This window comes from Cupriavidus sp. R6-3, assembly GCF_059772245.1.
In genome coordinates this window covers 1-10,502 of the sequence record NZ_JCBAJO010000165.1, presented here as the reverse complement: position 1 = coordinate 10,502, position 10,502 = coordinate 1, and the positions used below count along the sequence as shown (strand labels likewise).

The window sequence follows — 10,502 nt, the reverse complement described above, 5'->3', positions numbered from 1 at the left end:
GCCGGCAGCGCGGCCAGGATGCTGGCGTGCTCGTGCGCGACGGCCTCGACGCTGACCATGAATTCCTGGTGCTCGCGCTGGGCGTTGGTGATCACCGCCACCGTGGGCTGCGCGATCGCCGCCAGCGTTGCGGTCTCGCCCGGATGGTTCATGCCGAGTTCGAGCACCGCCAGCCGGTGGCTCGGACGCAGGCGCAGCACCGTCAGCGGCAGCCCGATGTCGTTGTTCAGGTTGCCGCCGGTGGCCAGGCGCTGCGCTTCGCCGACCGCCGCGACGAAGATCGCCGCGATCATTTCCTTGACCGTGGTCTTGCCGTTGCTGCCGGTCACCGCGACCGTCGGCAACGTGAACTGCGCGCGCCAGCCCGCGCCGAGCTGGCCCAGCGCGACGCGCGTATCGGGCGCCACGATCGCCGGCAAACCCGGCGCGGCGGCGCCGATGTCGCGCTCGACCAGCACCGCGGCGGCGCCCTTGGCGGCCACGTCGGCAATGAAGTCGTGCGCGTCGAAACGTTCGCCGCGCAGCGCGACGAACAGATCGCCGGGCTCGACGGTGCGGCTGTCGGTATGCACGCGGGTGAACCGCCGCGCGCCATCGCCTTCGATGCGTGCGCCGGCGATCCAGCCCGCGGCCTGCTGCAGGTCGGTCATCGTCTGTTCTGGTTTGGCCGTTGCCGTCATGCCGGTGCTCATGCTCGTACTCATGCCGATACTCCGCGCGCCGCCAGCGCCAGGCGCACATGCTCGCGATCGGAGAACGGCCGCTTGCGGCCCTGGATTTCCTGCGTGGCCTCGTGGCCCTTGCCGGCCACCAGCACCACGTCGTTCGCGCCGGCATGCTTGACCGCGTAGAGGATGGCCGCGGCGCGGTCCTCGATCTGGCGGCCGCGGCGGAAGTCCTGCATGCCGTCGGCGATCGCATCGAGGATCGCCTGCGGGTCCTCGCTGCGCGGGTTGTCGCTGGTCAGCACCACCTCGTCGGCCAGCCGTTCGGCCACCGCGCCCATCTGCGGACGCTTGCCCGGATCGCGATCGCCGCCGCAGCCGAACACGCACCACAGCCGGCCCTGGCGCGCCGCGGCCACCGGACGCAGCGCGTCCAGCGTCTTCTCGAGCGCGTCGGGGGTATGCGCGTAGTCGACCACGGCCAGCGGCCCTTCGTGTCCGCCGAACAACTCCATGCGCCCGTCGACCGGGCGCAGCGCGCGCAGCGCGGCCAGCGCCGCGTCCCAGGCGACGCCATTGGCCAGCGCCGCGCCCAGCACGGCCAGCAGATTGCTGACGTTGAATTCGCCGATCAGCGGCGTGGCGACCTCGGCGCTGCCGAAGCTGCTGTCGACCTTGAACACGGTGCCGGTCGGCGTGGCCTTCACGCCGGTGGCGCGCAGCCACGCCGCGCCGCCGCTGAAGCCGGTCGGGCCGGCGGGGCCGCCGATGCCGTATTCGATCACCTGCCGCGCCGCCATGCCGCCCGCCAGCAGGCGCCGCCCCATCGCGTCGTCGCGGTTGATCACCGCGGCCTGCAGCTTCGGCCAGTGGAACAGCAGCGTCTTGGCCGCCTCGTACTCGGCCATGCTGCCGTGGTAGTCGAGGTGGTCCTGGGTCAGGTTGGTCAGCACCGCGACCTGGAACGGCGTGCCGGCGACGCGGCCCTGCTCGAGGCCGTGCGAGGACACTTCCATCGCCACCGCGGCCGCGCCGGCGGCATGCAGCTCGGCCAGGCTGTCCTGCAGCTGCACCGCGTCGGGCGTGGTGAAGCCGGTGTGCTGCAGCGCGTCCGGAAAACCGCTGCCGAGCGTGCCGATGGTCGCGCAGCGGGTACCGGTGGCCTGCAGCACGCGTGCGAGCCACTGGCTGCACGACGTCTTGCCGTTGGTGCCGGTGATGCCGGTGATCGCCAGCCCGCGCGCCGCGTTGCCGTACCAGGCGGCGGCGATCGGCCCGGCCAGCCGCTCCAGCCCTTCGATAGGCAGGTGCGGCACGGCATCGCCATGCGGCCACTCGTAGCCGCGGCTCTCGTAGACCACCGCCGCGGCGCCGCGCGCGAGCGCCTCGCCGATATAGGGGCGGCCGTCGGTCGACAGGCGCTGGTTGCCCAGCACATAGGCGAAGAAGACATCGCCCTGGCGCAGCCGGCGCGTGTCGCCGGTCAGGCGGGCGGTATGGCCCGACTGCTGGCCGGCGTGCTGGCGCAACCAGGCCGCTGCCTTGGCAGCGGCCTGTTCGAGGGCGGCGTGCTTGCTGCGAGCGGTCATCGGGTGGTGCTCCCGGTTCCGCGGGCGGACAGGGCTTCGGGCGGCGCATCGGGCAGGGTCTCGGGCACGCTCTCGGTGACCACCAGCTGCCGGATCGGCGAATCGGGCTGGACATTCAGCGCGCGCAGCGTGCCGCCGGTGATCGCGGCGAACACCGGGCCGGCGACGGCGCCGCCATAGTGGCTGCCCGAGGTCGGCTCGTCGACGCTGACGGCGACGATGATGCGCGGGTTCGACATCGGCGCCAGGCCGATGAACGAGGCGCGGTACTTGCTGCGGTCGTAGCCGCGGCCGACGTGCTTGTAGGCGGTGCCGGTCTTGCCGCCGACGCGGTAGCCCATGACCTGGGCCTGGGTCGCGGTGCCGCCGGGCGCCGTCACCATCTCCAGCATGCCGCGCACGTCGCGCGCGACCTGGGGCGAGATCACGCGCTCGCCGCTGGCCGGGCCGTCGGTGCGGAACATCGTGATCGGAATCAGCTCGCCGTCGTGGGCGAAGATCGTATAGGCGTGCGCCATCTGCATCAGCGACACCGACAGGCCGTAGCCGTACGACATGGTGGCCTGCTCGATCGGCCGCCAGCTCTTGTACGGGCGCACTCGGCCCGCGGCGGCGCCGGGGAAGCCGAGCTTGGGTGCCTGGCCCAGGCCCAGGCTGGTGAACATGTCCCACATTTCCTGCGGCTTCATCAGCATCGCCATCTTGATGGTGCCGATGTTGCTGGACTTCTGGATCACGCCGGCGACGGTCAGCGGACCGTAGTTGTGGGTATCCGAGATCGTCGCGCGCTCGAAGGTGTAGCGGCCTTCGGTCTGGAACACCGTCGACGGCGTCACGCGCTTGAGCTGCAGCGCCAGCGCGGCGGTGATCGGCTTCATCATCGAGCCGGGCTCGAAGGTGTCGGTCAGCACGCGGTTGCGCAGCTGCTCGCCGGACAGGCGCGCGCGGTCGTTCGGGTTGTAGCTGGGCCAGTTGGCCAGCGCCAGCACCTCGCCGGTCTGCGCGTCGAGCACCACCGCGCTGGCGGCCTTGGCCTTGCTGCGCTCGGCCACCGCCTTGACCTCGTTGAAGGCCAGGTACTGGATCTTGGCGTCGATCGACAACTGCAGGTCCTGGCCGTCGCGCGGGCTGCGCAGCACGCCGATGTCCTCGACCACGCGGCCGAGCCGGTCCTTGATGACCTGGCGCGCGCCCGCCTTGCCGGCCAGCACGCCTTCGCGCGCCAGCTCCATGCCTTCCTGGCCGCGGTCCTCGACGTTGGTGAAGCCGACGATATGCGCCATCGCCTCCCCTTCCGGGTAGAAGCGCTTGTACTCGCCGCTCTGGTGCACGCCGTCGATTTTCAGCGCGGCGATCTTCTCGGCCACGTCGGGCAGCACCTGCCGCTTCAGGTAGACGAAGCTCTTGTCCTCGGTCAGCTTCTTGCGCAGGTCCTTCTCGGACATGTCGAGCAGCCTGGCGAGCTGGCGCAGCTTGCCGGCATCCAGGTTCGACGGCACGTCCTCGGGCACCGCCCAGATCGCCTTGACCGGCAGGCTGGTGGCCAGCACCAGGCCGTTGCGGTCGAGGATCTTGCCGCGCGTGGCCGGCAGCTCGAGCGTGCGCTGGAAGCGCTTCTTGCCCTCGGCTTCGTAGAACTGGTTGCCCGGGCCCTGGATCCACAGCGCGCGCACGGCCAGCGCGACGAAGGCCGTGAACATCAGGAACACCACCAGCTTGGAGCGCCACATCGGCAGGCGCAGGCCGAGCACCGGGCTGGCCGAGAACTGGCCGGAGCGCGGACGCGTGGCCGCGGGCCGCGCATTGCGCGGGCGGTGCAGGCTCGGGCGGGCCATCGTCATGGACGGGCCTCCGCGGCGTTGCGCTGCTGCGTTTCGGCACCGTTGGCACCGTTGGCACCATTGGCGCCATTGGCACCGGCGGCACCGTTGGCGCCCTCGCCTTCGGTGCGCGGCAGCACGATGCCCTGCAGGTATTGGGTACGACCGGGGCTGACCGGCGACATCTTCAATTGCGCGCGGGCCGCGTCGGCGATGCGCGCGCTCTTGGACAGCGCGCTCTGCTGGTATTGCAGCCGCGACCAGTCGGTCTCGAGCTGGCGCTCCTCGGACTGCGCGCGCTCGAGCGCGACGAACAGCGTGCGCGCCTCGTGCTGGGCGCTGACGAGCGACAGCGCGCACAGGATCAGCGCGCCGAGCAGGAAGAAGGTCAGGCGGTTCATGCGCGCGCCCCACCCTGCGGCGCGGCGGGCGCCAGTTTTTCAGCGACGCGCATCACGGCCGAGCGCGCGCGGGGGTTGTCGGCGGTTTCCCGGGCACCGGGCTTGACGCGGCCGAGCAGCTTCATCGTGGGCTGGGGCAGGTCGGCCGCGCGCAGCGGCGCGCGCCGCAGCGCCGGATCGGCGTCCTGCTGCGGGCGTGCGTGCGCCTGCATGAACCGCTTGACGATGCGGTCCTCCAGCGAATGAAAGCTGATCACCACCAGCCGTCCCCCTACCTCGAGCAGATCGTAGGCCGCGCTCAGACCGCTTTCGAGGTCCGCAAGCTCTTGATTGATGAAAATCCGTAGAGCCTGAAAGGTGCGGGTCGCAGGGTCCTGACCCTTCTCGCGTGTCTTGACGGCTTTCGCCACGAGCGCGGCAAGGTCGGCAGTAGTGGCGAGGCGTCCGCCATCGCCGGGTTCGCTCCGGCGAGCAACAATCGCCTTTGCAATCTGTACAGCAAACCGTTCTTCCCCATAGTCTCGTATCACCCTCGCGATGTCCTGCTCGTCGGCCTGCGCCAGCCACTCGGCGGCGGTGATGCCGCGCGTGGTGTCCATGCGCATGTCGAGCGGGCCCTCGAACCGAAACGAAAACCCCCTCGCTGCGTCGTCGATCTGGGGCGAGCTGATCCCCAGGTCGAGCAGCACGCCCGCGACCTTCGCGCCGGCCAGGCGCTCGCCCATGGCGGCGAAGCTCGCGTGCTCAATAGAGAAGCGGGCATCCTTGATGGTGCCCGCTTCTGCGATTGCTGCCGGATCCTTGTCGAAGGCGACCAGTGCCCCTTCGGGTCCCAGCCGCGCCAGCACGGCCCGGCTGTGCCCTCCCCTGCCGAAGGTGCCGTCCACGTAGACGCCGTCGGGCCGCCACACGAGCGCATCGACGGCTTCGTCCAGCAGCACGGTGCGATGGCGCAGGGGGGTGGGCCCCGGCGTACGGGTCGGTTCCATAACCACTTCAGAAAGAGAAGTTCTTCAATGCTTCAGGCATGCCCTGGGCCATCGCCTGCTGTTCCTTGGCGGCGTAGGTCGCGGCATCCCAGACCTCGAAATGGCTGCCCATGCCGAGCAGCATCACTTCCTTGTCCAGCATGGCGGCGCTGCGCAGCTCCGGCGCGATCAGCACGCGCCCGGCGCTGTCCATTTCGACGTCGGCGGCATTGCCCAGAAAAATGCGCTTCCACCAGTGCGCGTCCATCGGCAACGCCGCAATCCGTGTGCGAAAGGTTTCCCATTCCGGCCGGGGAAAGAGCAGCAGGCATCCATCCGGGTGCTTGGTCAGCGTCACCCGGCCCTCGGCCTGTTGTTGCAGCGCTTCCCGGTGCCGCGTCGGAATCGACATCCGACCCTTGGCATCGAGGGAGAGCGCCGATGCTCCCTGAAACAAGTTCACCCCCGTCCCGCGCCTGCCTGCGGCGGCTTGGCGTGGCGTTGACTGGTCCGCTTCGGCTAGTGCACATCATCCCACACCGAAGCCCTTTCCTCACACAAAAATACACTTCCTCACACTATTCCCCACTTTAGAGGAAGCCTATTGGCCGGTCAAGGCTCGTCAACGGTGCCAAAAAGGCGTTTTTCGGAATCAGAACAAAGACTTAGCGCAGGGCGAGCGCGCACCAGGAAGGTGAATTCCTAATGAAATGAAGGTCTTAGGGGAGAAAGCCGAGAAACCACCTGAGAACTACGCGGGGAGAAGTCGCTGGCGCAAGGAAATACCGCGGTCCCGAGCCCGGCCAAAGGATACAACGATTCGATGCGGAGAGCCGCTGGGGAGAGCCCGCGGCGGGCGCCGGACGACGCGGTCCGGCGCGCCGTGCGGGTCGCGACGGGACCGTCGGCTCCGCGTCAGGCCCGCTTCAGATCCGCTTCAGATCCGCTTCAGTCCGCTTCAGATCCGGTAAGCCGTGGTGGTCATCACGCGCGAGGCCGCGCGCATCGCCGCCCGCACCGGGGCGGGCAGCGTGATCCCGCCCGCTTCGCGCGCGCTGGCGCCATGGCGGGCCTCGTCGTCGCGCATCTGCTCGAGGATCGCGCGCGAGCGCGCATCGGCGGGAGGCAGCTGCTCCAGATGGCCGGTCAGGTGCTGCTCGACCTGGCGCTCGGTCTCGGAAACGAAGCCCAGGCTCGCGCGATCGCCGGCGCGGCCGGCCAGCCAGCCGATGGCGAAGGCGCCGGCGTACCACAGCGGGTTCAGCAGGCTCGGCCGCGAGCCGAGCTCGCGCAGGCGCTCCGCGCACCAGCCGAGGTGATCCTCCTCCTCGCGCGCGGCGGCATCCATCTGCGCGCGCACCGCGCCATCGCGCGCGGTCAGCTTCTGGGCCTGGTACAGCGCCTGGGCGCAGACCTCCCCGACATGGTTGACCCGCATCAGCCCGGCGACATGCCGGCGCTCGCCGGCGTCCAGTTGCGTGTCGTCGTGCTCGCCCAGCGTCTCGGCCGGGCTGGGGCGCCCCGCACGGGTCGCGCCGGTGATGGCGCGCAGGGCGACGTCGAATTCGTGGATCAGCTTGTCCATGTCGGTACGGCGGTGGCGGCCGGCGTGACGGTGAAAGTGACGATGAGCCGCCTTGGGTCGGTTCGGGGAATTCCCGCATTGTACCGCCCCCGTTTCGGACCGCCCTCGCGGGGCGCCTTGCCAGTACTGGCTTGGGCTGGCGGGCTACTCCAAAACCCTGAGTTGTGAAAAGCCGACAATAGAACGACTGTGCGATTGTGCAAACAATGCCGTTTGTTACAGTACCCGACAACTTCTCGCGAAGTTGGGTGCGCAGAGCATGGAGAGTTCAGGAGGCTGTCTCGCGCATCACACCAATAATTCTTACTACAGGAGATAAACCAGCATGAAGAAGTCGCTTCTTGCATTGGCCGCGCTCGGCGCTTTCGCCGGGACCGCTCAGGCCCAATCGAGCGTCACGCTTTACGGGGTGGTCGACGCCAACATCGAGTACGTCAGCAACATGTCCTCGACCGCGGCGGGCACGGCCGGATTCCCGGGCCGTGGAGAAAACAAGTTCGGGGTGACTTCCGGCGGCCTGTCCGGTTCGCGCTGGGGTCTGCGCGGCGTGGAAGATCTCGGCGGCGGCATGAAGGCGCTGTTCGTGCTGGAAAGCGGCTTCGGCGTGGATGACGGCCGCATGCAGCAGGGCGGCCGCCTGTTCGGCCGTCAGGCGTATGTCGGTATCGAGAGCAACCAGGTCGGCCGCATCACCTTCGGTCGCCAGTACACCTCGATGTTCGATGCGTTCGCCAACTTCTCGCCGACCGGCTACGCGACGCAGTACGAACCGATTGCCTATCAGCTGGGTACCAACTTCCGCTCGGACAACACCGCCAAGTACACCGGCAAGTTCGGTCCGGTCACCGCCATCGCGCACTGGTCGTTCGGCAACGGCGTGGCCGGCGGCGGCGAAGTGCCGGGCCAGTTCCGCCGCGACACCGGCTACGGTGGTGCGGTGGCGTACGCGGCCGGTCCGCTGGGCGTGACCATCGCCTACGACCAGTCGAACCCGACGGTGGCCAACACCGGCGGCGACACCGCGACGTTCCGCAAGGCGGGCGCCGCGGCCAGCTACGCCTTCGGCCCGGCCAAGCTGATGGCAGGCTACCGCTGGGGCCAGAACAAGGCCCCGAACGACGCCACCATCTACCGCGACGACTACTACTGGGCCGGCGCCAACTACCAGGCCACCGCCGCGCTGGGCCTGACGCTGGCGTACTACTACGCCGACGTCAAGAACCTGAACGGCGTCAACGCACCGAACCCGTGGCAGGTCAGCTTCGTGGCGGACTACAACATCACCAAGCGGACCGACATCTACCTGACCGCCGCCTACACCAAGAACGCCGGCCTGAACTTCGACAGCGCCGTCATCAGCTTCGCCAACGGCTACCCGCTGGGCGCCGGCGAGGACAATATGGTCGGCGTGGGCATCGGTATCCGCCACAAGTTCTGAACGCGAGCACCGACGGCCGGCCGTGCGCCGGCCTGAAGCGCGTCTTCGAAAGGCACCTTCGGGTGCCTTTTTTATCGGCGCCGCCCGAGCCCCTGCCCGGGCTCCTGCCCGCGCCAAGCTAGGGCCAAGCTCGGCCCACCCCATGACGGCGCGCGGCGCCGCCATAGGGCTTCACCTCATCGGCATTGCCTCGTCGGCGCCACTAGAATGCAGCAGTCCCGGCGACCCGCCGGCCGTGCGAGCAGCAACGCGGCGACATCGCGGCAACACCGCAGCGATTGCGCAACGACAACGCAGCAACAACACACCGACAACACGACGCGCCTGCTCTTCCAACGGCGCGCAAGGAGACGACCGATGCAAGCCCCCCGCCGCCGCGCGCTGCGCCTGACCCTGGCCGCCACCCTGAGCGGGCTGGCCGGCCTCGCGTGGCTATCGTCCGCGCATGCCGCCGACCCGGCCGGCTATCCGGCCAAGCCGATCCGCATGGTGGTGCCCTTCGCCCCGGGCGGCACCACCGACATCCTGGCGCGCGCGGTCGCCGCGGAACTGTCGAAGCTGCCGGGCTGGAACGTGGTGGTCGACAACCGGCCCGGCGCGGGCGGCAACATCGGCGCCGAGATCGTCTCCAAGGCCGAGCCCGACGGCTACACGCTGCTGATGGGAACGGTCGGCACCCACGGCATCAACCAGTCGCTGTACAGCAAGCTGCCGTACGACCCGATCAAGGACTTCGCGCCGATCACCGAGGTCGCCGCGGTGCCGAACGTGCTGGTGCTGAACCCGGCCTTTGCGCAGCAGAACAAGATCAACAGCGTCAACGACCTGATCGCCTATGCGCGCGCCAATCCCGGCAAGCTGAACATGGCCTCGAGCGGCAACGGCACCTCGATCCATCTGGCCGGCGAACTGTTCAAGACGCAGACCCGCACCTTCATGGTCCACTTCCCGTACAAGGGCAGCGGCCCGGCGCTGACCGACCTGGCGGGCGGCACCATGCAGGTGATGTTCGACAACCTGCCTTCGTCGATGTCGCTGATCAAGGCCGGCAAGCTGAAGGCGCTGGCGGTGACCAGCGCCAAGCCGTCGCCTGCCCTGCCCGACCTGCCGACCATCGCGCAGGCGGCCAAGCTGCCCAACTACGAAGCCAGCTCGTGGTTCGGCCTGCTGGCGCCGGCCGGCACGCCGCCCGCGATCGTGTCGCGGATCCAGCAGGAAGTCGCCAAAGCGCTGGGGACGCCGGCGATGCGCGAAAAGCTGCAGGCGCAGGGCGCCGAGCCGGTGGGCAGCACGCCGCAGCAGTTCGCCCAGCATATCCGCGCCGAAACCGCCAAGTGGGCCAAGGTGGTCAAGGATTCGGGCGCGAAGGTCGACTGATCCGGCCCCTGGCGCGGCCGCCGCGGGAGCGCGCCTCGCGGCTGGCTTAGCGCATATACTTCAGGCGTCAACATTTTCCCTTGCCGCCTGCGATGCCGACTTCCGCCGCCGACGCCGCGTCCAACACGGTGCCAGTCGATCTCGAAACCCGCGCCGATGATGCCAGCCACGAGGCCCTGCGCCTGTGGCTGCGGCTGCTGACCTGCACCAACCTGGTCGAGGCCGATATCCGCGGCCGGCTGCGCGAGTCGTTCGGCTGCACGCTGCCGCGCTTCGACCTGATGGCCCAGCTCGAGCGCCATCCCGAGGGCCTGAAGATGGGCGAGCTGTCGCGCCGCATGATGGTGACCGGCGGCAACGTGACCGGCATCACCGATCAGCTGCAGCAGGAAGGGCTGGTTTCGCGCGAGCCGCTTGCCAACGACCGGCGCGCCTATCTGATCCGGCTCACGCCCGCCGGCCGCGCCGCCTTCACGCGCATGGCGCGCGCGCACGAGCAATGGGTCGAGCAATTGTTCGGCGGGCTGGCCGAAACCGAGCGGCGCGCGCTGTTCAAGCTGCTGGGCCGCCTCAAATCGACACTGGTGTCCGCATGAAATCCCTGATGACGCAACCGAGGCCGCAACCGAGGTCGCCAGCGCGGCCGCAAGCGCAAGCGT

The 10,502-nt window shown here is 69.2% G+C and carries 10 protein-coding genes; 3 read left to right on the top strand and 7 right to left on the bottom strand.

Translation table 11 applies throughout. The features are described from left to right. The 7 genes from AC6EI8_RS19755 to coq7 form a co-directional block, all read right to left on the bottom strand. A partial coding sequence (locus AC6EI8_RS19755; protein ID WP_498382675.1) for a UDP-N-acetylmuramoyl-tripeptide--D-alanyl-D-alanine ligase occupies nt 1–650 on the bottom strand: 650 nt, incomplete at its 3' end. A gap of 50 nt (nt 651–700) precedes the next feature. Next, nucleotides 701–2,254 carry a UDP-N-acetylmuramoyl-L-alanyl-D-glutamate--2,6-diaminopimelate ligase gene (locus AC6EI8_RS19750; RefSeq protein WP_498382673.1) on the bottom strand — a complete coding sequence of 518 codons (1,554 nt, stop codon included), beginning with the start codon at nt 2,252–2,254 and terminating at the stop codon, nt 701–703. Next, nucleotides 2,251–4,095: a peptidoglycan D,D-transpeptidase FtsI family protein gene (locus tag AC6EI8_RS19745; protein ID WP_149316564.1), complete on the bottom strand. Its 1,845-nt coding sequence runs from the start codon at nt 4,093–4,095 to the stop codon at nt 2,251–2,253. The genes AC6EI8_RS19750 and AC6EI8_RS19745 overlap by 4 nt, the downstream gene beginning before the upstream one ends. After that, complete coding sequence (gene ftsL / locus AC6EI8_RS19740) at nt 4,092–4,475, bottom strand: cell division protein FtsL (RefSeq protein ID WP_149316563.1); 384 nt, start codon at nt 4,473–4,475, stop codon at nt 4,092–4,094. Before ftsL ends, AC6EI8_RS19745 begins: the two co-directional genes overlap by 4 nt. After that, nucleotides 4,472–5,464 carry a 16S rRNA (cytosine(1402)-N(4))-methyltransferase RsmH gene (gene rsmH / locus AC6EI8_RS19735; protein ID WP_149316562.1) on the bottom strand — a complete coding sequence of 331 codons (993 nt, stop codon included), beginning with the start codon at nt 5,462–5,464 and terminating at the stop codon, nt 4,472–4,474. The genes ftsL and rsmH overlap by 4 nt, the downstream gene beginning before the upstream one ends. Before the next feature lie 7 nt (nt 5,465–5,471). Further along, a complete protein-coding gene (gene mraZ, locus AC6EI8_RS19730) occupies nt 5,472–5,900 on the bottom strand; it encodes a division/cell wall cluster transcriptional repressor MraZ (protein ID WP_006577764.1) in 429 nt (142 codons plus the stop codon). A 501-nt stretch (nt 5,901–6,401) separates the two neighbouring features. Then, on the bottom strand, nt 6,402–7,028 hold the full coding sequence (coq7, locus tag AC6EI8_RS19725) for a 2-polyprenyl-3-methyl-6-methoxy-1,4-benzoquinone monooxygenase (protein WP_149316561.1): 627 nt from the start codon (nt 7,026–7,028) through the stop codon (nt 6,402–6,404). 325 nt (nt 7,029–7,353) lie between these two features. Between coq7 and AC6EI8_RS19720 the strand changes: the two genes are divergently transcribed. The 3 genes from AC6EI8_RS19720 (at nt 7,354) to AC6EI8_RS19710 (ending at nt 10,439) form a co-directional block, all read left to right on the top strand. Beyond that, the gene (locus AC6EI8_RS19720) at nt 7,354–8,466 is read left to right on the top strand and encodes a porin (RefSeq protein WP_149316560.1); all 1,113 of its coding nucleotides are present in this window, start codon (nt 7,354–7,356) and stop codon (nt 8,464–8,466) included. A 357-nt stretch (nt 8,467–8,823) separates the two neighbouring features. Then, nucleotides 8,824–9,843, top strand: coding sequence for a Bug family tripartite tricarboxylate transporter substrate binding protein (locus AC6EI8_RS19715; RefSeq protein ID WP_149316559.1), 1,020 nt, complete (start codon nt 8,824–8,826; stop codon nt 9,841–9,843). A 92-nt stretch (nt 9,844–9,935) separates the two neighbouring features. Then, complete coding sequence (locus AC6EI8_RS19710; RefSeq protein ID WP_150082096.1) at nt 9,936–10,439, top strand: MarR family winged helix-turn-helix transcriptional regulator; 504 nt, start codon at nt 9,936–9,938, stop codon at nt 10,437–10,439. The last annotated feature ends 63 nt before the right edge of the window (nt 10,440–10,502 follow it).

Excerpts from the sequence above, each read along its gene's own strand:
- AC6EI8_RS19750 (WP_498382673.1), bottom strand. The coding sequence starts at position 2,254 with ATGACCGCTCGCAGCAAGCACGCCGCCCTCGAACAGGCCGCTGCCAAG.
- AC6EI8_RS19745 (WP_149316564.1), bottom strand. The coding sequence starts at position 4,095 with ATGACGATGGCCCGCCCGAGCCTGCACCGCCCGCGCAATGCGCGGCCC.
- ftsL (WP_149316563.1), bottom strand. The coding sequence starts at position 4,475 with ATGAACCGCCTGACCTTCTTCCTGCTCGGCGCGCTGATCCTGTGCGCG.
- rsmH (WP_149316562.1), bottom strand. The coding sequence starts at position 5,464 with ATGGAACCGACCCGTACGCCGGGGCCCACCCCCCTGCGCCATCGCACC.
- coq7 (WP_149316561.1), bottom strand. The coding sequence starts at position 7,028 with ATGGACAAGCTGATCCACGAATTCGACGTCGCCCTGCGCGCCATCACC.
- AC6EI8_RS19720 (WP_149316560.1), top strand. The coding sequence starts at position 7,354 with ATGAAGAAGTCGCTTCTTGCATTGGCCGCGCTCGGCGCTTTCGCCGGG.
- AC6EI8_RS19715 (WP_149316559.1), top strand. The coding sequence starts at position 8,824 with ATGCAAGCCCCCCGCCGCCGCGCGCTGCGCCTGACCCTGGCCGCCACC.
- AC6EI8_RS19710 (WP_150082096.1), top strand. The coding sequence starts at position 9,936 with ATGCCGACTTCCGCCGCCGACGCCGCGTCCAACACGGTGCCAGTCGAT.